Origin of the sequence: Thalassomonas actiniarum, from assembly GCF_000948975.2 — a bacterium.
Taxonomy (GTDB): domain Bacteria; phylum Pseudomonadota; class Gammaproteobacteria; order Enterobacterales; family Alteromonadaceae; genus Thalassomonas; species Thalassomonas actiniarum.
This window is the reverse complement of the sequence record NZ_CP059735.1, coordinates 3,945,276-3,967,451: the sequence shown is the minus strand read 5'-3', so window position 1 is coordinate 3,967,451 and position 22,176 is coordinate 3,945,276. Positions and strand designations below refer to the sequence as shown.

The 22,176-nt window shown below is 49.9% G+C and carries 21 protein-coding genes; 7 read left to right on the top strand and 14 right to left on the bottom strand.

The window, feature by feature from the left end:
• Position 1: 1 nt before the first annotated feature.
• The 4 genes from SG35_RS17215 to SG35_RS17200 form a co-directional block, all read right to left on the bottom strand.
• Positions 2-1,165: an acyl-CoA dehydrogenase family protein gene (locus tag SG35_RS17215; protein ID WP_044831706.1), complete on the bottom strand. Its 1,164-nt coding sequence runs from the start codon at positions 1,163-1,165 to the stop codon at positions 2-4.
• A 65-nt stretch (positions 1,166-1,230) separates the two neighbouring features.
• Positions 1,231-2,847: an acyl-CoA carboxylase subunit beta gene (locus SG35_RS17210; RefSeq protein ID WP_044831705.1), complete on the bottom strand. Its 1,617-nt coding sequence runs from the start codon at positions 2,845-2,847 to the stop codon at positions 1,231-1,233.
• Positions 2,840-3,760, bottom strand: coding sequence for an SDR family oxidoreductase (locus SG35_RS17205; RefSeq protein ID WP_044831704.1), 921 nt, complete (start codon positions 3,758-3,760; stop codon positions 2,840-2,842). Before SG35_RS17205 ends, SG35_RS17210 begins: the two co-directional genes overlap by 8 nt.
• 43 nt (positions 3,761-3,803) lie before the next feature.
• Positions 3,804-4,658, bottom strand: a complete 855-nt coding sequence (locus tag SG35_RS17200) for a beta-keto acid cleavage family enzyme (protein WP_044831780.1) — start codon at positions 4,656-4,658, stop codon at positions 3,804-3,806.
• Positions 4,659-4,945: 287 nt separating this feature from the next.
• On the opposite strand from SG35_RS17200, the gene SG35_RS17195 reads away from it, so the two are divergent.
• On the top strand, positions 4,946-5,560 hold the full coding sequence (locus SG35_RS17195) for a TetR/AcrR family transcriptional regulator (RefSeq protein WP_044831703.1): 615 nt from the start codon (positions 4,946-4,948) through the stop codon (positions 5,558-5,560).
• A gap of 110 nt (positions 5,561-5,670) precedes the next feature.
• Entirely contained in the window at positions 5,671-6,465 is a 795-nt protein-coding gene (locus tag SG35_RS17190) for a substrate-binding periplasmic protein (RefSeq protein ID WP_044831702.1), read from the top strand.
• Between the two features lie 196 nt (positions 6,466-6,661).
• Here the strand turns inward: SG35_RS17190 and SG35_RS17185 are convergent, their stop codons facing one another.
• The 7 genes from SG35_RS17185 to SG35_RS17155 all read right to left on the bottom strand — a co-directional run bounded on the left by SG35_RS17185 (position 6,662) and on the right by SG35_RS17155 (position 16,296).
• Positions 6,662-9,103: a S8 family peptidase gene (locus SG35_RS17185; RefSeq protein ID WP_053042879.1), complete on the bottom strand. Its 2,442-nt coding sequence runs from the start codon at positions 9,101-9,103 to the stop codon at positions 6,662-6,664.
• Positions 9,104-9,645: 542 nt separating this feature from the next.
• Positions 9,646-11,034 (bottom strand): cytochrome-c peroxidase, encoded by a 1,389-nt coding sequence (locus SG35_RS17180; RefSeq protein ID WP_053042878.1) that lies wholly within the window; start codon positions 11,032-11,034, stop codon positions 9,646-9,648.
• A 326-nt stretch (positions 11,035-11,360) separates the two neighbouring features.
• Entirely contained in the window at positions 11,361-12,413 is a 1,053-nt protein-coding gene (locus SG35_RS17175) for a phosphotransferase family protein (RefSeq protein WP_044831777.1), read from the bottom strand.
• Positions 12,414-12,526: 113 nt separating this feature from the next.
• The gene (locus SG35_RS17170; protein WP_044831699.1) at positions 12,527-13,738 is read right to left on the bottom strand and encodes an acyl-CoA dehydrogenase family protein; all 1,212 of its coding nucleotides are present in this window, start codon (positions 13,736-13,738) and stop codon (positions 12,527-12,529) included.
• Between the two features lie 68 nt (positions 13,739-13,806).
• The gene (locus SG35_RS17165) at positions 13,807-14,574 is read right to left on the bottom strand and encodes an SDR family oxidoreductase (RefSeq protein WP_044831698.1); all 768 of its coding nucleotides are present in this window, start codon (positions 14,572-14,574) and stop codon (positions 13,807-13,809) included.
• 62 nt (positions 14,575-14,636) lie between these two features.
• The gene (locus SG35_RS17160; RefSeq protein ID WP_044831697.1) at positions 14,637-15,371 is read right to left on the bottom strand and encodes a histidine phosphatase family protein; all 735 of its coding nucleotides are present in this window, start codon (positions 15,369-15,371) and stop codon (positions 14,637-14,639) included.
• A 76-nt stretch (positions 15,372-15,447) separates the two neighbouring features.
• Positions 15,448-16,296 (bottom strand): SDR family oxidoreductase, encoded by an 849-nt coding sequence (locus tag SG35_RS17155; protein WP_044831696.1) that lies wholly within the window; start codon positions 16,294-16,296, stop codon positions 15,448-15,450.
• 246 nt (positions 16,297-16,542) lie between these two features.
• Here SG35_RS17155 and SG35_RS17150 point away from each other — a divergent pair, with 246 nt between their 5' ends.
• From SG35_RS17150 to nagX, 4 genes are all read left to right on the top strand, one after another.
• Positions 16,543-17,445: a LysR family transcriptional regulator gene (locus SG35_RS17150; RefSeq protein WP_044831695.1), complete on the top strand. Its 903-nt coding sequence runs from the start codon at positions 16,543-16,545 to the stop codon at positions 17,443-17,445.
• Between the two features lie 157 nt (positions 17,446-17,602).
• Positions 17,603-18,607 carry a cytochrome-c peroxidase gene (locus SG35_RS17145; protein ID WP_044831694.1) on the top strand — a complete coding sequence of 335 codons (1,005 nt, stop codon included), beginning with the start codon at positions 17,603-17,605 and terminating at the stop codon, positions 18,605-18,607.
• Positions 18,608-18,683: 76 nt separating this feature from the next.
• Positions 18,684-18,875, top strand: coding sequence for a hypothetical protein (locus SG35_RS17140; RefSeq protein ID WP_044831693.1), 192 nt, complete (start codon positions 18,684-18,686; stop codon positions 18,873-18,875).
• Between the two features lie 287 nt (positions 18,876-19,162).
• The gene (nagX, locus tag SG35_RS17135) at positions 19,163-20,305 is read left to right on the top strand and encodes a transmembrane glucosamine N-acetyltransferase NagX (RefSeq protein WP_044831692.1); all 1,143 of its coding nucleotides are present in this window, start codon (positions 19,163-19,165) and stop codon (positions 20,303-20,305) included.
• A 55-nt stretch (positions 20,306-20,360) separates the two neighbouring features.
• Here nagX and SG35_RS17130 read toward each other — a convergent pair whose 3' ends face one another.
• From SG35_RS17130 to SG35_RS17120, 3 genes are all read right to left on the bottom strand, one after another.
• Positions 20,361-20,612, bottom strand: coding sequence for a hypothetical protein (locus SG35_RS17130; protein ID WP_044831691.1), 252 nt, complete (start codon positions 20,610-20,612; stop codon positions 20,361-20,363).
• Between the two features lie 13 nt (positions 20,613-20,625).
• Positions 20,626-20,841 carry a type II toxin-antitoxin system antitoxin gene (locus tag SG35_RS17125; RefSeq protein ID WP_044831690.1) on the bottom strand — a complete coding sequence of 72 codons (216 nt, stop codon included), beginning with the start codon at positions 20,839-20,841 and terminating at the stop codon, positions 20,626-20,628.
• Positions 20,842-20,919: 78 nt separating this feature from the next.
• Positions 20,920-21,771, bottom strand: a complete 852-nt coding sequence (locus SG35_RS17120) for an SPFH domain-containing protein (RefSeq protein WP_201777765.1) — start codon at positions 21,769-21,771, stop codon at positions 20,920-20,922.
• A gap of 214 nt (positions 21,772-21,985) precedes the next feature.
• On the opposite strand from SG35_RS17120, the gene SG35_RS17115 reads away from it, so the two are divergent.
• Positions 21,986-22,165, top strand: coding sequence for a hypothetical protein (locus tag SG35_RS17115; protein ID WP_044831688.1), 180 nt, complete (start codon positions 21,986-21,988; stop codon positions 22,163-22,165).
• Positions 22,166-22,176 lie beyond the last annotated feature (11 nt).

Below are 22,176 nucleotides of genomic sequence, written 5' to 3'. Positions count from 1 at the left end.
ATTAACCCTTTTTCGCTGGTGTCGGTAAAATATTCATCATTTTGCAGATGATGCCGAGCATGACTTCCTCGGCGCCGCCGGCGATGGCGGTCAGGCGATAGTCGCGGTATAAGCGGTTGACCAGGGATTCTTCAACAAAGCCCATCCCGCCCCAAAATTGCAAACAGGTATCGGGCAGGGTGCGGCAAACTTTCCCTGCCAGCAACTTGGCCATGGAGGCGAGTTTAGTGACATCTTTTCCCTGCACCAGCTCTTCGGTGGCACGGTAAATTAACGATCTCAGGGCTTCGATATCCGTTTGTGCATGCGCCATGGCGAAATGGATCTGCTGGTTGTTGATCAGCGGCGCGCCGAAGGCCTGGCGGTCCCGGGTATAATCTATGGTACTTTGTACGCAGTTTTCCATGCCCTTGATACACAGGGCTGCGCCCGCTAAACGCTCTAATTGGAATTGCTGCATCTGGTAGGTAAAACCTTTGCCTTCTTCGCCGATGCGGTAGCGTTGGGGCACCCGGACATTGTCAAAAAACACCGGTGCGGTATCCGAGCTGCGCATGCCGATTTTCTTTAATTTCTCGCCCACCGACACCCCGGGTAAGTTTGCCGGCACTATGATCAGGGATTTGTTGGTGTGGATACTCCCTTCGCTGGTATTGGCCAACAGGCAAAAATAATCCGCCTGGGTGGCATTGGTGATCCACATCTTGGCGCCGTTGATAATATAATCATCGCCGTCTTTTTTTGCCGTGGTGGTGATGGCCGCAACATCTGAGCCTGCACCGGGTTCGGATACGGCGATGCAGGACACCATGTCGCCGCTGATGCTGGGGGCGAGAAACTCCCGGCGCAGTTCATCGCTGCCAAAGCTTGCCAGGGCAGGGGTGGCCATATCGGTTTGTACCGTGATGGATAAAGGCACACCACCGCAGTGGGCGGCGCCGATTTCTTCCGCCAGGATAATGGCATAGCTGTAATCCAGTCCCAGGCCGCCGTATTCTACCGGCTTGTTGATGCCCAGCAGGCCGAGATCGCCCATTTTCTTAAAGATCTTATGGGTGGGAAATTGCCCTATCTCTTCCCATTCGTCGATATGGGGGTTGATCTCCTGTTGGACAAATTGCTGTACCGTACGTTGTAACGCCAAATGCTCATTTGTAAAAATCATAATATTATCCGTAAGTTATATTTTTTTGTGCAATATCTTTTGCTGTTTTTCATTGCTGTTCGCTACTAGAAGCGGGCGACGCCAAAGTGATTTTTTGCTAAGTCTTGCCGGTCTGCCTGGCGGCACAAGTCAAAGAGTTCAATCAACAAGGCCCGGGTTTGTCTGGGGTCGATAATACCGTCATCCCAAAGACGGGCACTGCAGGGAATGGCCCCGGCTCCTTGCTCTATCATGGCGCAGGTGCCTTGTTCGAGCTGGTCCAGTTTATCGGTATCAACGGCGCCTGCCGCTTGCATTTTCGCTTGTGTGACGATGCGCAGTACCTTGCCTGCCTGGGCGCCGCCCATCACTGAGGTTTTGCTGTTGGGCCAGGCAAAAATAAACCTGGGATCAAAGCCCCGGCCGCACATGGCATAGTTGCCTGCGCCGTAGGAGCCGCCGATCACTATGCTGATTTTTGGCACGGTGGCATTGGCCACTGCCTGGATCATTTTTGAACCGTGTTTGATAATGCCGCTTTGCTCGGACTCGGTGCCGACCATAAAACCTGTGGTATTGTGTAAAAACAGCAAAGGCACCTGGCTTTGCTGGCACAGCTGGATAAACTGCGCCGCTTTGCTCGCGCCTTTGGCGGTGATCGGGCCGTTGTTGGCAATCACGCCGCAGGGCAAACCGCCGAGCTTGATATGACCGCATAACGTTTGCTGATCCCAGTCGGCTTTAAATTCCAGATAATGTGAGCCATCGCTGATGCGGGCGATGACTTCTCTGGCATCATAGGGGGTTTTGGTCAACGCCGGGACTATGCCTAATAGCTCTTCAACCGGATAAGCCGGTTCGGGATAAGCACTGTTGGTTTGTGGCTTGTCTTTGCTAAAGGTGCTTCCGGTCATGGCCAGGATGTCCCGTGCCAGGGCAATGGCATCGCGGTCGTTATCTGCCAGATATTCGCCGCTGCCGGGCTCTTTGATATGCATTTCGGCGCCGCCGAGGGCTTCTTCGGTAGCGATTTCTCCGGTGGCGGCCTTTAACAGCGGCGGACCGGCGAGATACATGCTGGCCTGGTTTTTAACCATGATGACATAATCGGAAAGCCCCGGCTGGTAGGCACCGCCTGCGGTGGCGCTGCCGTGGACCACGGTAATTTGCGGGATCCCGAGTGCAGACATGCGCGCCTGGTTGGCAAAACTGCGTCCCCCGGGGGCAAAGATTTTGGTGGCATAGGCCAGGTTGGCGCCGCCGCTTTGCGCCAATGTGATATAGGGCAGTTTATTTTCGATGGCAATTTGTTGCAGGCGCAGGTTTTTCTCCATACCGGAAACGGAAACCGTACCGCCTTTAACGGCGTAGTTATCCACTTTAACCAGACAGCGTACGCCGCTGACATAACCGATACCGGCAATACAGCCGCCGCCTGCGCCGCTGCCGTCCTTATCGTCATCCATTTTATAACCGGCGAGCGAGGAGAGTTCGATAAAAGGCGCACCGGGATCGACTAAGTGCTGCAAGCGCTCGCGGGGCAATAACATGTTCTTCTTGTGGTAGCGGCCTTGTTTTTCCTGCTCTGTGGTGATGCAGAATTGTTCGATATCTTGAACCTGTTTGAGTTGCGTCAGCATTTGCTCGCGGTTGGCCTGGTAGTCCTGACCCTGAGGATTGATATATGAGCTGAGCTTAGTCATGGTTTGCTTGTTCCTGTTCGGGCTTTTCTTTTCTAGGCGTTTCTTGCAAAAAAACGGGCGGTTCGCTGCGATGAAAGCCGTCAAAGACTTGCTGTTGTGATGCTACTTGTTTGTGCAGTGGGGCAATGGCCGCAGGCGAGGCCAGGGAAGCGCCGCCGTCGACTTTTAAGGTAATGCCGTTGATAAAAGCGGCGGCGTCACTGAGCAGGAAACAAATAGCGGCGCTGATCTCGGCTTCTGTTGCCAGGCGTTGCAGCGGTACCTGTTTTTGAATTTCCCGCAGTTTTTGCTGGAATTTTTCATCGTAACTGTCCAGGCCGCTGGAAGCGACCCAGCCGGGGGCGACATTATTGGTGCGTACCCCATAAGGCCCCCATTCCCAGGCGGCGCTCTGGGTCAGGTTGGCCATACCGGCACGGGCGGCGCCGGAATGGGCCATGAGCGGCATGCCGTTATGAAAGTCTGCGGTGATGTTGACGATCACGCCGCCATGTTGTTTAAAGCAACTGTTGAAAAGCTCCCGTGACAGGATAAAGCCGCCGGTGAGGTTGGTATCTAATACCGCTTTAAAGCCGTTGACGCTGATATGCTCCAGCGGTGAAGGAAACTGACCGCCGGCATTGTTCACCAGGGCATGGACCTGGCCAAGGTCGGATAAGATTTGTTTAATTGTGCTGATCACTGCCTGTTCGTCGCGGATATCCAGGGAATAGGCAAATGCCTGGTAGCCGTCCTGGTGTAATTCATCGAGCACAGCGTCGAGTTTTTGCTGGCTGCGGCCAAGCAAGATCACTTTGGCGCCAAGGCTGGCCAGTTCATGGGCGGTGCAGCGGCCGATACCTGAGCCGCCGCCGGTGATGATGACGGTTTTATTGTTAAAGCTGCCGGCGGTAAAAATTGACTGATAGTTCATGTTTTCTCTTAATAAGGTGTTTTATCAAACGCTTATAAAACTTTTATAAGACAAGTGCCCTGGCTTCTTCCGGGCTGGCGATGGTCCGTCCGGCCTGTTCGGCGATGCCCACCAAAGATTCAATCAGCTGGCCGTTGCCGCTGGCCCGCTCGCCACTTGGCAGATAGAAAGTATCTTCGAGCCCGGTGCGCAGGTGCCCGCCCAGTTCGGCGGTTGCCTGGTGTACCGGCCAGATTTCCTGGCGGCCGATTAACGTGGTTTGCCAGGAGGCGCCGGGTTTGATGTATTTGAGTAAAATAGGTAAAAGCTCGGCATCGGCCGGCATACCGGAGGCGACACCCATAACAAAGTTGTAATCGAGTTTATCTACCATGCCCACCTGCTGATACATGCCGACGGAGCGTACTATGCCTAAATCAAAACATTCAAATTCGGCGCGGGTGCCGGTGCTTTTCATGACTTCGAGTAATTCGGCGATTTTTTCTACCGGGTTTTGAAACAGCATAGGGGGCCAGGCCCAGCTGCCGTCGGACTTGGCTTTTAGATAATTGAGGCTGCCGGCATTGCAGGCGGCGATTTCCGGTTTTCCAGCCTTGATACAGGCGATGGGGCCGCTTTGATCCCGGGTGATGGTGCCTGTGGTGTAATTTAAAATGACCCCGGGACAAAGTTCGCGGATGGCATCACTGATGGCGACGATAACTTCCGGCTCCCAGCTTGGCAGATGGCCTTTGCCGGGGCGTTGATTGCGAAAATGGATATGCATGATACTGGCGCCGGCATCATAGGCTTCTTTGGCGGATTGTGCCATCTCACTGACGGTGACCGGCACCGGGTGCTGTTTGGGATCTGTGAGTACGCCGGTCAGGGCGCAGGTGATGACAACTTTATTGTTCACGACATTATCCTCTTTCATGCCTGCTTAATTGACTTTTTATTAAGTCAGGTTGTATTTTTTATCAACAATACCAAGCAAGCGCTTGGTTTGCAATCCTTGATTTGCTACTATGATGAAAAATCACCGATGGCGCTATTGGCTGATTTTGCGATAAAATATGCCAAACAGCGTTTGTACAGGCTGTTTATCGGAAGCAGAAGAGCAGTAGCGTCTACTTTTGGCCATTTTGGGCAAGTGATGGCGGTATGTTCAACCGATAACGATTTACCGAGAATTAAGTACGGAGCATGATGAATCAAGTATTAGCACAGCTGGACGAATTTGGCCCTTTGGCTGATTTAAACTCTGCCAAAGGCCGGTTACAGCAGGCCTCTGCCCGTTTGTTTAAAGAAAAAGGTTATGCCAAAACGACGGTGCGGGATATCGCCGCCGAGGTGGGGATCCAAAGCGGCAGTATTTTTCACCACTTTAAAAACAAAGAAGAAATTTTGCTGGCGATCATGTCTGATACCATTTTACGGGTCTTGACGGACATGTATGCTGCCCTGGCGTCCACGGATGATGTTATGGAAAAGCTGCAACATTTGATTTTACTTGAGCTTAAAGCCATTCATGGCGAGCAGTTTGTCGGTTTTAGTTTGCTGGTATCGGAGTGGCGGGCTTTATCTGACGGCAACCAGCAGCAAATTTTGAAACTGCGGGAATATTATGAAAACCTGTGGCGGGAGATATTAACTTTGGCCCATGAGCAGGAAAAAGTGAATGTCGAAGCCCTGTATTTGCGCGGTTTTATCCGTGGCGCCCTGATCGAAACCACCAACTGGTTCAGTGTGACCGGCGATATCTCCTTAGAGCAGCTGGCGTTAAAGTTGATGGCGACCTTTACCCGCAGAGAAAAGTAAAGTTACTGTTATTTTAAGTTTTCCCTACAAGTTTATACTTTAAAGAAAGGGCTTGTCAGCTAAACTTGTTATTGAATTACCTGTTAATTTTTCAAATGCAGAGATTCAGGATGACAGGGCAAGCCATAAAGTCAGCGAAAGCAAAAAATAAAAGCGGTTATCGGCCATTATTGCTGTTGCTGCTGATATTTTCTCCCCTTTGTTTATCTGAAAAATTCTTGTCTATCGGTTTACCCGAGGATGGTTATGCCCCTTTTATTATCCTCAAGGACAATAAACCTAAAGGCATCTTGATAGAGCCGTTGCAACTGGCGGCAGAGAAACTGGGGATCACCCTCAAATATACTTACATGCCGGAAAAGCGCTCGGTGGATATGCTTGATAAATATCAGATAGATGCCCGGATGGAGTCTCGGCGCTGGGTAGATAACCCCGGTGATTATTTGTGGAGTGAAGCCATTGCGGATCTCGAAGATGTACTGGTTTATCATAGGGATGCCAAACCCGGCTTTGATCCGGATCAGGCCCTTGACGGGGCTCATATTGTTACTCACCTGGGATATAGTTATCCGGATCTGCAGCCCTTGTTTGAGCAGGGAGTTATTTTTCGTCAGGACTTTTCCTCGGAGTTCGCCATGCTCAGTACTTTAGTGCGCTTAGTTGAAGGGGTGAACCGTACGGCGGTGATGAATAAGCAGGTGGCGCTGTGGTTGATCAAATCCTCGCCGAAACTGCAAAACCGTTTTGTTTTTTCTCGGCGTATTGTCGGCTCGGCGCCGCTGCAATTTCAGTTCGCCAAAACCGACAGGCTCTCCGCTATGGTGAAAGAGCTTAACCGCGAGCTGAAAAAATTAAAAGCCGACGGTTCGCTGGAGGCGATCGCCGCCAGTATTTTAGAGGAATAGTCCTTAAATTAAGCTATTAAGAAATTTCTTCCGTGTGGTGTATATCATTGGGGCAGCTATTTTCCCTGCTTTATCGGGAAGGGGGACGGGGAAAAGGAAAGTGCCGGCAATAAAACGATTACTTAATTTATTCTGTAGTGCTCCTGGATGTTAAAAGGGCCCTTGAGGGCCCTTTGTACGGAACATGTTTTAATATTTACTCCTGAACCGGGGCAACCATCAAGGTCATGGGAATAACGGCTTCATTCCAGAGCGAACTGTCGTTCCAGATACTGCCTTCATTCCACAGCGAGCCTTCGTTCCACATAGAACCTTCGTTCCAAACCGAGCCTTCATTCCACAGTGAGCCTTCGTTCCACAGTGAGCCCTCATTCCACATGGAGCCTTCGTTCCACAATGAGCCTTCATTCCACAGTGAACCTTCGTTCCACAGCGAGCCTTCGTTCCACAGCGAACCTTCGTTCCACAGCGAGCCTTCGTTCCACAGTGAACCTTCGTTCCACACCGAGCCTTCATTCCAGACCGAGCCATTTGGCTTAAGGATGTAAAATTGCTCCGCTTCATTCGCTCTTACCGGGCCGGTGAAATGTTTTATGCCCGCTAATTCATCCAGGATATCCTGGGTTCTGTCGCTACACCCCGGTGCTGGTGATTGCACCGCCTGGTTGATTTCCGCTAAGCCGAACCCTTGTCTGAAAGGGCTGTAGGCATAGCTGTTATCGGCAAACATTGCCGGGCGGGCGCTGCTAAGCAGTTTACACTTGACCTCATCCGGTGACAGGTTCGGATTATGTTGCAGCATCAGGGCAACGGCGCCGCTGATCACGGCGGTGGCCTGTGAGGTACCGGAAAATAAAAAGTATTCGTCGTTGAGCATGTCCTGGTAATCGTCAAGCGTTTTGCTAAGGGCGCCTTTTTTATCTGTGTGGCCAATAATATGGGCCCCAGGTGCGACCAGATCCGGCTTAACAAAACCTTCCACCGTAGGACCGGCTCCGGAAAAGCGGGTGATGCGGTCATCGCTGCCATCATCTAAGGTGAAGGCATTGGTCATGGCTCCGACGGTGATCACATAGGGAATATTGCCGGGCAGGGTAATGGTCATGGGATCCGGACCGGAATTGCCGGCCGAGGTCACCACCACTAAGCCTTCCGCCCATAAACGCATTACCGCCTGGTTTACCGGGTCGTCCCAGTAATAGGAAACGGGCTCGGCGCCGAAGGAGAGGTTGACGACCCGGATATTATGCTGATCTTTTACCTGGAGAATTAAATCCAGTGCTGCTAGCACCGACATATAAGTACCTCCGCCATTTTTACCAAAGGCTTTGACGGAGACCAGATCGGCTCCCGGGGCAATACCCGATGGCAGAGACCCTGCCGCTTCACATAAGGTGGGTACCGGCAGGGTCTGGGTGGCGACACTCATTAAATGGGTGCCATGGCCGTTTTTATCTTTGCTGTTTTTGCCGATGACCGAATAGTTTGCCAATAAACGGTTGCTGCCGTCTGCTTTGGTAAAGGTGGTGCTTTTGGTCCAGGCACCGGTATCAACAAAGGCGATAGTCACTCCCGAGCCGTCTATGCCGTTATCATGCAATGCCCGGGCGTTAATCGTGTCGGCGGCGTAAGCCCCGGGGTTATCGCTGCTCTGGCTCAGGGTTATGTTATCTATCTGTACTTCTGCCCCGCTATCCAGGCCATAGGCGATTTCAAAATCAAGCTCGACCCCCTTATTTTTAGCCCAGTTTGCCAGGCTGTAATTGCGGACGATCTTCATATTCGGCTGCAGCGATATTTTATCGAGCCTTTTGTCTTTGACTTCTATGGTCAGGTATTGATTTGACCGGGTATGGCTGTTGGTGGACAGCTCAAAGGATAAATGAGCAAAATTTTTGGCAATATAAAGGTCTCGCTCAATATCGTATTCGCCTGAGTAGCCGCCGATCAAGCGCAGTTTACCATCGCTGATCTGGATATGACCGCTGTCCGGATTATTGTCATCATTATCTTCTTTCCAGTCACTGGTCCAGCCTATGGCTGAGCCGCTCACTTGCTGGTTGTTAAAAGTGGCTTCATTGAATGCTTCATTAACGGTAGAGCGGGCGCAGCTATTGTTGCCATGGCCATTATTGCCATTGCCATTGCCATTATTGCCATTGCCATAATTTTCGTCATCGTCATCGTCGTCATCGTCATCGTCATCGTCATCGTCGTCATCATTGCTATAGCCGTAACCACCATAGTTAACATAACCATAGCCAGAGTCGCCATCATCATCGTCGTCATCATCGTAATATGCGGTTAAAAGCGGGCGGTCGGCAATCAGGGTTAAACCGGATATTGAGGATAATGATATTACCTCTGCTGTTGACAGCCGGGCGCCGATGGCATTGATAATACCCAGTTCCTCGACAACCTTACCGCCAGCGTTTAAAACGGCGCTACGGCTGGTGTTGATATCGGGACCCCGCACGATATAAAGTGCTGAACCGTCCGGTAAGGGGATTTGATTTTCGGCATTGCTGTTAGTCCCGGCGATAGCGCTGTTATTTTTACCCGCATCACCGGTTAAACTTGCCAATAAACAGAGACAGGCGGCACCTGAGACACCCGCAACAAGTTTTATTTTTTTCATAACTACTCCCGTACAACTTAAATCTGGATTGTTATTTCGTAATAAGTTCTTTCATGCTTGTTGATCCTTTGCTGGTTTTCCTGCACCGATATAAATGCTTCCCTGTTTGGGGTCTTACAGGCTTTATGCCAACATCTGCAAAGTCAGTTTTTTTCTTTGTAATTTGTTGTCTTTTAAAGATTGATAGATTTTTTTTGTTGAAGCGCGATTACCCGGTTTTCCGATATAAGAAAGAAATGCCGCATAAAGGAAAAATCTGGCGAATTAAAAAAGCTGATGAGAAATAAATGGCAAGAAAAAATGAAAAACGTGACGAGTGATCAGGTAATTTCTTTATTTTATTGACGATTTTCTGGTGTAAAATCTGGCGAACTAAGCATAAAGGACGACTTTAATCGGCAAAAGTGAAAATAATAGCGAGAATTAGCGCTACCTTTACTTGTTGCTGTGCTGAGTGAGGAGATGAGATCGCAGGTTATCTGCTAAGGGAGTACAAAAAAGCGCTTGTCCTTAAACAAAAACAAGCGCTGAGTGCGGAACAGCTAGTCGGCCAGGGTCAGTCCGCTGGGCAGGTTATCCGGCACGATATCGAGTTTATTGAGGGAATCCGGATCGGTAAGCGCCGATAAAAACGCCAAGATCTGGCTGATTTCACGTTCTGAAAGCGGGGCGCCGGAGATGTTGAGTTTAGGGGAGCGGGTGGTGAGCAGGGTATTTATTGTGTCGGCATCGTTGACAAACATGCCTGCCAGCTCAGGTTCTATTTGCGAGGCATCATAATTGGCCAGGCTGGCTTGCGGGTCCAGGTGGTGCCTGACGGCATCGGTTAATTTTGCAAAGGCGCCGTTATGGAAATAGGGGGCTTCAAGTGTGATATTCCGTAAGGAGGGAGTACGAAACTTGAAGTTATCCGCCGGATTTTCCGTGATGGCACCCCGGCCGATATCAAGCGGTGCCGCATCTCCCCGGCCTGTGCCTACCTGGGGGGCGGCAATATTATGAAAATCAAGGTCGGTTTGCAGTGCACCGCTATGGCAGTTGACGCAATTGGCCCGGCCATAAAACAGCAAGGCCCCTTGTTTCGCCCGCTTGGACAGCGCCTTATTATTGCCTTTAAGGTAACGGTCAAAGGGGGAGTTTAATGCCGTGAATTCATCCGTCATAAAGGCGCCGAGTGCCTCGCTGATATGGCTGATATCCAGCTCGCTTTCGGGTACGCCGGGGAAGGCGTCGGCGAGTAAGGTATTATAGCCGTCATGGTTGGTGACCCGGGCGGTGACTAAATCCCAGATTTGGATGAAATCTTCATTGCCCAGTTCACCTATTTCATTGACCTGGCCAAAAGCATCCAATTGCCCGGGAAAACCGCGCATTTCCTCGTCCGGTGTCACCGGCATAATGGCAAAAGCCGCCAGGGCGCTGGAGAATGTTTGCGGCGTATCGGCGCCTGCCGGAGAGAAAAAACCGGTTTGGGGTGTGCCTCCCAGGCGGCCGTCCCAGAACATGGTTGTCCACTGCTTAACCCCCCGGTTCCAGAGGCTGGGGGTATTTCTGGGCAGGAACTGGAAAAATTCATCTGCTTTTTGCCGTCTGGCGGGGCCGAGTCCAATTGCCCCTTGTCCGCGGGACTGGCTTTGGCCGTCGGCCGACCCCAGCATAGGACTGTGGCAGGTGGAGCAGGACATATTTCTGCGCCCGGAAATTTCCTTTTCAAAAAAAAGGTTTCTCCCCAGGGCCACTAAGGCCGGTGACTGGGGAGGCGGGGGCGTCACTTGGCTGATATTATGATGAGTTAATTTCATGCGCAATTTCTGATCCAGTGACTGGGCATTAAGCTCCGTTGCCGAGGCCGTTAAAGCACAAAGGGACAGGCTGGTTAATAAGGTTAACTGACGGCTAGGTGTTTTTATCTTAGATAAGGTAAGCATCATTGCATTCTCCGTTGTTGCAAATATTGAACAATGAAAAGCATTGGTCCGTTTAAAGCCAGATAGGACAAATTTATAAGGGAGAGCACCTTGCCGTTAACCGCGGGCCAGTGTGCTCATTTGACATAGATGACAGCAGTCTTGATGACTCAGGTGAAGTAATAGCCTTGATATCAAGGCTTGTACATTACAAAAGATTACAGGATAAACAGCGAAAGTTTTTATCTGCTAATCGCTGATGGCACCAGGTATGATGAAAGCAGGGAAAGCTGAGGGCAGCGCCGGATGACCCTGCCTGCCGTTATTTCTCCTTGAATCTCGGGACAGGGTCAGTAGCTGGTAACACCGATATTTTCTTTATTGATGATGTCCAGCGCCATTAAAGCCAGCGGCTCAACAAAAGCGCCCGCCTTGGCGGCGTCCTTGTTTGAGGCATTACCCTGGCTTGCGCGTTTGGCTATCCCCTGGGCGATGGCTGCCAGACGGAAGAAGCTAAAGGCCAGATAAAAGCTCCAGTTGTCTATTTTCCCCAGGTTCATGCGCCGGCAATAGGACTCGATATAGGCTTGTTCACTGGGAATACCCAGGCTGGCCCGGTTGATCCCCTGCAAGCCATCTATCGTGCCCATCCCCTGAGGCATACGCAGTTGCATGCATTGGTAGGCCAGGTCGGCAAAGGGGTGTCCTAAGGTTGACAGCTCCCAGTCGAGGACTGCGATAATGTCCCCTTTTTGGCGGTGAAACATCATATTGTCCAGGCGAAAATCCCCGTGTACCAAACAGATACGGCCATCGTCTGCGGGCAGGTTATCCTCCAGCCAAAGGTTTAATTCATCCATGGCAATATTTTTTTGTAATTGGGATGCGCGGTATTGGCTGCTCCAGCGTGTAAACTGGCGCTGGAAATAATTGCCGGGTTTGGCATAATCGCTTAAACCGCAGGCGTGAATATCAAGTTGATGCAAATCCACCAATACCCGGTTCATGGCATCATACATTTCGGTCCTGACGTCGTTGCTGTGAATTTCTTTTAAGGCGGCATCCCAATATACCTGGCCGTCGCAAAACTCCATCAAATAGAACATGGCACCGATAATGGTTTTGTCTTCACATAAGTGAAAAACCTCAGGTACAGGTACCCGGCTGTTTTTAAGGGCGTTTAATACCCGGTATTCACGGTCAACCGCATGGGCGGATTTCAGTAATTTGCCTCCGGGCTGGCTGCGCAGAACATAACAGCCGGACTTGGCGCTCACCTTATAGGTGGGATTGGACTGGCCGCCGGTGAATTTTTCCAGTTGCATCGGCCCCTGAAAACCGGTGACTTGGGCGGTTAAATACTCGGTTAATTTTTCCAGCTCCATGGGACTTATTTGTGACATTTGATGATTTCCTTGTAATGATTCGGTGACCGGGTCGTTCATTTATCTGCTGACAATAGTAAATGACATATTATTTTCCCTGCCCAGGGGAATTTGCCGTTATCTTTAGTGCATTATCCGGCATAGCGTTTTATTAACTCCCTGCCAAGTTGCATCATATGCACCTGATCCGGCCCATCGGCTAAGCGTAAGCTGCGTTGCCCTGCGTACATATGGGCCAGGAAAGTATCCTGGCTGACTCCGGCGGCACCGTGGCATTGAATGGCGCGATCTAATACCTCAAGCGCCATATTGGGGGCGATGATTTTGATCATGGCAATGAGATCTTTGGCGGCTTTATTGCCTTCGAGGTCCATTTTTTGCGCCGCTTTTAAGGTCAGCAACCTGGCCTGTTCAATCTGGCAGGCAGATTTGGCGATATCTTCACGTATCGATTGCTGTTTGCTTAACGGCTGACCGAACACCTGTCTTTCATTGACCCGTTTGCACATCAGCTCAAGGGCGCGCTGGGCGGCGCCGACTGAACGCATGCAGTGGTGGATCCTGCCCGGTCCCAGGCGGCCCTGGGCAATTTCAAAACCTTTGCCTTCTCCCAAAATGATATTGGCTGCCGGCACCCGGACATTATCAAAAATAATTTCAGCATGGCCTTCGGGGGCATCCTGGTAACCAAAGACCTGCATCGGACGGACAATATGAACCCCGGGGGTATCTTTGGGCACCAGTACTTGCGACTGCTGGAGATAACGGCTGGGGTTGGCGGCATCAGTCTTGCCCATGACAATGAGCAGCTGGCATTGCTCCCGGCAGGCGCCGCTGATATAGAACTTTTTACCGTTAATGACGTATTCATCGCCATCGCGTATGATGCTGGTGGCGATATTGGTGGCGTCGCTGGAAGCAACATCCGGCTCGGTCATGGCAAATGCCGAGCGGATTTCTCCCGCCAGCAAAGGTTGTAACCAGCGCTGTTTTTGCGCGTCACTGCCGTATTTTGCCAGCACTTCCATATTGCCGGTATCGGGGGCGGCGCAGTTAAACACTTCCGGCGCCCATATCACTTGTCCCATAATTTCAGCGAGCGGCGCATATTCGAGGTTGGTGAGACCGCCGCTGTACTGGCCATAACTGAGCGGCAGAAATAAATTCCATAAACCCTGTGCTTTGGCCCTGGCTTTTAACGTTTCCATTAATGGGGGAGTCGACCAGGGGTTTTCTGCTATCTGGCTGTGCATTTCCTTTTCTGCCGGAAAGATATATTCCTGCATAAAGGCCGTTAATTCTGCCCTGAGGTTGCTGACCTTATCGCTGTATTCAAAATTCATTGCTTTTTCCTGTATTAGCCTCATCTAGCGGCTGTTTTATTAAGCTTTAATGCTTTAACCCGCCGGCCTTAACCTATCAGGTAGCCGCCGTCGACATTGATACAAGTACCTGTGGTGTAACTGGCGGCATCGGACACTAAATACAGCACAGTACCCGCCATTTCCTGTGGCTGGGCGACCCGCTTCATCGGTACATGGGCCATGGCCTGCTTTAATATTGCCGGGTTATTGATCAAGGTGGCGGCGAATTTGGTATCGGTCGCTCCGGGCAACAGGGCATTGACGCGTATGTTAAATTGCGCGCATTCTTTGGCAAAAGCCTGGGTCATGGAGATCACCGCGGCTTTGGTGATGGAATATATCCCCTGCATTTCCCCGGGAATGACGCCGTTGACGGAAGCGACGTTGACGATGGCGCCGCCTTTTTCTTTCATCAGTTTCGCCCCGGCGCTGGACATAAAGAAATAACCGCGGATATTCACATCCACCGTTTTTTGAAAACTGCCTAAGTCGGTTTCCAGGATATGGCCGAAGTAGGGATTGGCGGCGGCATTGTTGACTAAAATATCCAGGGTACCGTGTTGCCCGCTAATTTGCGCAAAGATATCATCTATTTGCGCCATGTCGCCGATATGGCAGGCAATGGCCTGGGCACTGCCGCCTTCACTGACGATCTCGTCAACCACCCGCTGGCAGCCTTCAAGTTTGCGGCTGGAGACGATAACATGGGCCCCGGACTGAGCCAGTAATTTTGCAATATATTCGCCGATCCCCCGGCTGGCCCCTGTGACTAGGGCGATTTTTCCGGTTAAATCAAATAGGTTGTTGCTGGTCATTATTCACTCCGTGTAATCGTGTTTTATTACTGTTGATTGCCATGTGTCGCTGCTGTTGAATATCAGCTCAGGGTGACCCACTCCTTGCCGGCGATTTCCAGGTGGCGGTAGTTATTGATATAGTCGATATTTAAACGCCCTTGTGAAAACAGCAGTTTGCTTACCCCGGTATTGGCCAGCTGTTGGCTGATGGTAAGTGCCTGCTGATCCCCCAGCCCCAGAATATGCCCTATGATCACCGAAATCGGGCCGCCGGAGGTAAATACCAGGATGTTTTTAGCTTCAGTCTCCGCTGCTTTTGCCCCTGAGCCCTTTGCTGCCAAGGAAGGGCTCTCCCGGGCGATCACCTGTTGCAGGCCATCAAGGCAGCCTTGTTTAAATTGCGGCCAGGTTTGCTGGTAATCATCATAAGCGCCGCTTATCCAGCGCTGCATCGCCTGAGTAAAGCTTTGCCGTAAAAACGCGGGCGGATTTTCCTGCCCGGCAATATCGGCGTTCATCAATTGATAATCCCGCCACCTGGGGTTATAACGGGCTAAGACTTCCAGGTGATTAAACTCATTAAATCCCGGGTGTTTCAACAGCGGCAGGTCCTTGCCCCGGTAGGCAGATAAAAAAGCATCGGCGCTTTGCCCGTGGCGTAATAACTGGCCGCAATAACACTTGTCCGGCGCCGCTAATGCCCGCCAGTGCTCTCCCAGCAGGTGTGCCTGTTGGTATCCTTTATCGGATAATTGATCATAATCGGCTTGTCCAAATGAAGCCTGACCGTGACGGATTAAATATAATGCGGCCATCGGGTATCCTTGTTCTTTTATCTTCACCTGCCGCGAAAGCAGGAAATTTTTACCTGTGCTGATGCCTTTTCAGCGCTTAGCCTGGCGGCGTTGCCGCCGTCTTGGTAGTAGCAGGTCTCGGCGCGGTAAACAGCTTGGCGATTTTCTTTTTCATCAGCACATCAAACGCAAAAGGCAGGTAACGTTTGAGCAGCCATAATCTGCGTTCTGCTTTATGGGGTAACACCCAAAAACTGCCGCTTTCGACGGCCGTGAAAATATCATCGGCAATATCTTCTGCGCTGATGGCTGAGCGGGCCATCAAGCGGCTCAGGCGCTGCGATAAGCCGTCTATGGTGGATTTCATGGATTCGGCTAAGTTGGTTTTGAAAAAAGCAGGGCAGGCGACACTGATGCCGATATTAAAGGGGGCCAATTCATGTTTCAGGGTTTCAGATAAAGCAATAACCCCGGCCTTAGAGACGTTATAACTGCTCATTTGCGGCGCATTCATTAACCCGGCGGCGGAGGCGATATTGACAAAATAGCCAAAGCCTTGTTGTTTAAATAATGGTGTAAAGGTTTGGCAGCCGCGTACCACCCCAAGCAGGTTGACATCTAAAACCTGCTGCCAGTCATCGAGAGCGACCTGGTCAATCGGGCCTGCGGTACCGGCGATCCCGGCATTGTTTACTACCAGGTCCAGGCCCTGCCAGCGGCTGATGATCTGCTCTTTAACCTGAGTTAAGTCTTCAAGGCGGGTGGTATTACAATGGACAAAAAAGGCGTCACAGCCTGATGCCGTTAACTCTGCTATTGTCGCCAGGCCCCGTTTTTCGTTGACATCGCCAATGCACACCCGGTAACCGGCACCGGCATATTTACATGCTATTGCCTTGCCTAAGCCGCTGGCGCCTCCGGTGATAAAGACCCTTTTCCCTGACATAAGATCTGTGCTCCTAAAATAAAGTATCATCATCCCTTGAGGCGATGATTGAATTAGCGCTAAAGCCTGAGTTTTGCTTGTTGACTTATGCTATGCCCGTCATCACAATTAAACAAATGAATATTCTTTATAGTTAACTATTCAAACTACGAATAGTTGTTTGGGCTTTGATTAATGAAGGGCTTTATGCAGCGAATGGCATTTTAGTGTTATCGCCTGGGTACTGGCTAAGGAAACAGGGGAAGCATGGATTTAAATTTGTTTACGGTTTTTGATGCCATTTATGCCCAAGGCAATATTACCAAGGCTGCCAAGGCACTGAACCTGTCACAACCGGCGGTAAGTCATGCCCTGGCGAAATTACGGGCACATTTCGACGACCCCCTGTTTATCCGGCAGGGGAACCAGATGCGGCCAACGGCGGTGGCTAAAAATGTTATCATAGAGATCAGGCAGGCCCTGCATCAACTTCAGGTAAGCCTGTTACAGTCGAGACAATTTGACCCCCAAACCAGTCAAAAACACTGCAATCTTGCCCTGCATGCCTCATTGGAAGCCTTGTATTTGCCTTCCCTGATGTCGGGGCTGAGCAGGCAAGCGCCGAAAATAAACCTGACCAGTACCCGGGTGATGCGCAGGGAAATGGAGCATCAACTTGCCAGTGGCGATATCGACCTGGCAATCGATGTACTGCTGCCGGTTGGCGATAATATCCGGCACAGGCAAATTCAATATGATCAACTTATGGTGGTGGCCAGTGAGCATCATAGCGCCCTGGCACAAGATAAGGGGCTGGATTTAGCCACCTATCTTAAACATAGCCATGTACTGGTATCATCCAGGGCTTCGGGTCCCGGGATTGAAGATTTTGAATTGGGGCGATTAGGTTTACAGCGCAGGGTCGGGCTGAGATGCCAGCAATTATTTTCCGCCTGCCAGGTGGTGGCTTCAAGTGAGATGTTATTAACCTTGCCTGAAACGGCGGCGATGATTTTTTCCCGGATGTTAGGCGTTAAGGTATACCCTTTGCCGGTTGAATTGCCCGGGATAGATGTACATTTGTACTGGCATATAAATGTTGATAAAGATCCCGCCAATCTGTGGTTAAGGGAGCAGTTATTTATCGCGGCATCTGGAGATTGTGTATAAATTAATGTGTGGATAGATACCAGGAGTGAAAGCTGCTTGGCTGTTGTCGTGATAAATTTGTTATAAATTTGTGAGTTTTTAACGGGCTTTTAGGTATTTTTGGCTGTTACACTGTTGGCTGTTTTTATACAAGGAAGCGAACAAGGAAGCTGACAATATGAAATCTTTTCTTTTTTTATCTCTACTTTTACCCGCCGGTGGTTTTACTGCATCTTCTTGGGCACAAGAGCCTATCCAGGTTATCGAGCCGGTAAGTATCAAAAATGCCGCTAAAGTCGAGCTGGGTAAAAAGCTGTTTTTTGAACCCAGATTATCAAAATCGGGCATTATCAGCTGTAACTCCTGCCATAACCTAGCCAGCAGCGGCACGGATAATCTGCCGACATCTATCGGCCATGGCTGGGCCGAAGGACCGATAAACTCGCCGACCGTGTTTAATGCCGGTTATAACCTGGCGCAATTTTGGGATGGCCGGGCAGCCGATTTAAAAGAGCAGGCCGCAGGCCCGATAGTCGCCGAGAAGGAAATGGCGTCGAGCCATGATATCGTAGTGAAAACCCTGGCGGGCATTCCCCAGTACCAGGCAGAGTTTATGGCGGTATACGGCGGAGGCAATATCAATATTGATAAAGTCACCGATGCCATTGCCGCTTTTGAAGCCACCTTAGTGACCCCTAATTCAGACTTCGATCTCTGGTTAAAGGGAGACGGGGATGTCTTGTCGGCAAAACAAATACGCGGTTATCAAACGTTTAAAGAAATCGGCTGTATTGCCTGTCATAACGGGCCTGCGGTTGGCGGCAACAGTTACCAGAAAATGGGGGTGGTTAAACCTTACCTGACGAAAAATACCTCACTCGGGCGTTATCAAGTCACTTCCAGGGCGGCAGATAAAAATGTGTTTAAAGTGCCGACCTTAAGGAATATCGAATTAACCGCGCCATATTTTCATGACGGGGCGGTATGGGAGCTTGGCGAAGCCGTGAATGTGATGGCCAGCATACAGCTGGGGAGAACCTTAACGGTGCAGCAGACTTCGGATATTGTTGCCTTTTTAAAGAGCCTGACCGGAGAGCGTCCGCAAATTTTGTTACCCTTGCTGCCGCCTTCCCCGGAGATGATGTTTAAAGGCACGGATGAGGTCCGGTTGGCCGACGAATAATATTAAGGCAGGCACGGCGCAAAAGGCATAATAGGGCTAAAATTAAAGGTGGCATTGCTCAGAGAAGGTAAGTCTTATGTACAAAGGTCGTTATGAAGTTCGCGATAATATGGAATTCAAGGACGACAATCTCTATATGAAAGTTGGTGATAAGTTTGATCTTACCGACAACCTCAAGGATGACAGGGTTGAAATCATTGTTGACGGGAAAACCTACTATGTAGATCAGGATGTGATCTCAACTTGTTCAAGGGCACTCAGGTATTAAATGTCTCCCTTGTTTTTATTGATTTGGAAGCCGGTACTCACCGGCTTCTCTTTATGCTTTTATACGAAGCTTTAATGTTAAGCGGGTTAAAGCCAGTCCTTTCACTCATGCCCTTACAATAGGTCGTTTTTTATTCCGGCTTTGGCAGATTGCTTTTATTTTACCTTCGGATATTTTATGATATCAAAATGACAGCGCTGTCTTGTGTGTGTAGGGATAGCAAAATCGAAAATACAGGAGAGCGCATAAGCCATATCGGCAAGGCTCAGGCAACCGGGAAGGGGAAGATGACTTACCAGGTAAAAAATGATGCGGCGGGAAAAGCTTCCCGGGTATTATCCGTCGATGCGTTACGGGGTTTTGACATGTTCTGGATTTTGGGGGCCGAGGGGCTGTTTTCCGCCCTGTATCTGCTCACCGGCATGGCGCTATTTAATGAGCTGGCCAAGCAAATGTTGCATAGTCCCTGGCATGGGGTAACCGCCTATGATGTGATTTTTCCGCTGTTTATTTTTTTGTCCGGGGTGAGTATCGGCTTGGCGGCAAAACCGCTGGCGGATTATCCGGTGCAGCAAAGGCGGGAAAAAGTTACTCATGCATTCAGGCGTCTGTTTTTATTATTATTTTTAGGTGTGGTATACAATCATGGCTGGAGCAGCGGTATTCCGGTGGCTTTGGATGAGATACGTTTTGCCAGTGTGCTTGGCCGCATCGGCATTGCCTGGTTTGTTGCGATTATGCTGGTGTGGTTTCTCAGTCACCGGGGACAATACCTGGTGGCGGTTATGCTCTTGCTCGGCTACTGGTTATTATTAAGCCAGGTGAGCATCGGCGGTTTCGGCGCCGGGGATTATAGCCGGGCGGGGGCGCTAAATGTCTGGTTTGATCAAAAGCTGTTACCGGGCACGAGCTATCAAGGCCTGGCGGTAGATCCCGAAGGCCTTTTATCCAATATCACCTCAGTGGTGAATGCCCTGATTGGTGTTTTTGCCGGGCGGCATATCAAAGCCTCGCGGGGACAAGCGGGAAAGCTGTTAACACATCTGGCCCTGGCGGCAGCCCTATTACTAGCCCTTGGTTATAGCTGGGGACTGGTTTTTCCGGTGAATAAAACCTTGTGGACCAGTTCATTCGTGCTGGTGACCTCTGGCTTTAGTCTGTTATTACTTTGCCTGTTCTACGGTGTGATAGATGTGCTGAACATACAGAAATGGGGAGCCTTTTTTGCGGTTATCGGCGCCAATGCCTTGCTGGTTTATTTAGCCACCAGCCTGGTTAACTGGCATTACAGTGTACAAAGTCTGTTTGGCGGTATCGTTAAAGCGATGCCCTCAAGCTGGCAAATGTTGCTGCAGGTTGTTTTTATGCTGTTGTTGCAGTGGTTGCTGTTGCTGTTTTTATACCGGCGAAAGATTTTTGTTAAGGTTTAAGGTTGGCTAAGGGCTTTAAAGGGACATAGTGAATATGTCCCTCAAGGGTTTTATATCAGCTCCGGCCAACATATATACCTGCTATGACGATAACCACGCCAATAAGGAGCCCGAAGCAGATGATTTTTTCTTTATCAGTTTTGGTTTTTTCTCCTTTGGGGTAGTGGCCTAAGGTAAACATGAGTAAAGTGACTCTGCCTATCCAGTAAAAGCTGAATTCGAGCAGGGCTTCGACGATCAACCATCTGATCAGGAAAAATATTGCCCTGACTATTCCCAATAAAAAACTGCCGGTGATTTCTTCCATATACTTTTCCTTACTACTCTTGGTTTTCTTTTTTGCTCTCGGACTCGGGCTGCTCCAGCACAGTGATCACTTTCTGGGTTAATTTTACCCGGCCACTTTTTACCAGGGCATCGCGCAACACGAATTCTATCTGGGCATTAACGCTGCGCAGATCATCATCTGCCCAGCGTTGCATCGCCGCCAGTACTTCCGGGTTGATCCTAAGCGGATAGGATTTTTTTGCTGCCATCAGTTGTTTACCCTAGGTTTTGCACCGTTACTTTTTGCTATGCTTTTTACCATCACCCTTTACCTTTATGTTTCATTTCTAGTAAAGGGTACCGGCATTAATCACAGGTTGGGCATTTTTATCCCCGCAAAGCACAACCAATAAGTTGCTGACCATAGTGGCTTTTCTTTCTTCGTCTAATTCCACCACGCCATTTTCGGTGAGCTTGTCCAGTGCCATTTCCACCATGCCGACGGCGCCATCGACAATTTTACTGCGTGCGGCAATGATTGCCGCCGCTTGCTGGCGCTGCAGCATGGCATTGGCTATTTCCGGGGCATACGCCAGGTGGCTGATCCTGGCTTCGTGTACTTGTATGCCGGCCTTTTTCAGCCGCTCCTGTATTTCTTCCCGCAATGAAGCCGAGATTTGCTGGCCATGGCTGCGCAGGGCTACTTCATCTTTTTGATATTGATCATAGGGGTAGCAGGTCGCCAGGGTTCTCAGTGCCGCTTCACTTTGGATGGTGACAAAACTTTCATAGTCGTCCACTTCAAATAAGGCTTCTGCGGTGTCTTCTACCGACCATACTACCACAGTGGCAATTTCTATGGGGTTACCGGCTTTATCGTTGACCTTAAGGCGGCTGCTTTCAAAATTGCGCACCCGCAATGAGATGCTCTTGCGCAGGTAAAAAGGGATGGTCCAGCGCAGTCCCGGCGTTTTGTCTGTACCTGCATAGGCGCCAAAAAGGGTCATGACTTTGCCCTGATTGGGTTGCACCATATAAAAGCCAATAAAGCACAACGCCAGGATAAGCGCGCCGATAAGGGTGACGCCAAAGAACAGGCCCTTGGCCTGGGTGAGTAAGGCAAAATCAAAAGCGGTCAGGGCCAGTAACACCAGTAGCATTAGGTAGCCATTTTTAGAAAAACTCGTTTTATCCTGGATCATATTATTCACTCTTGTTTATTCACCCCCTTAATTGGGTAAGGAGATGTGTGATATCAATTTGATATCATTATGGCGCTTTTAAGCAAGAGATCAAGTGTAACTTAACAAGTAATGAAGTCATCACAGAGCAGGGCATAACCGGAAAGTCCTGTCGGGGGCAGGTAAAAGTGACCTTTAAAGCATAAAGCAGGAAACCCCGGGGGTTGTTTTTTTGTTTGATATTTTAAGAAATGATCAGGAGAAATCGCTGCAAGCCAGTATATTTAACGAATTATTAAGAATTTATCGTTTAAAATTAATACATTTAGCCAGCGCTAACTATAATATTGTCAATGCCGGTTATTTGGCATCTAACCCTGGTCTGCTTGTGGTGACTATTTTAATTCGTTAACAAGAAGAATC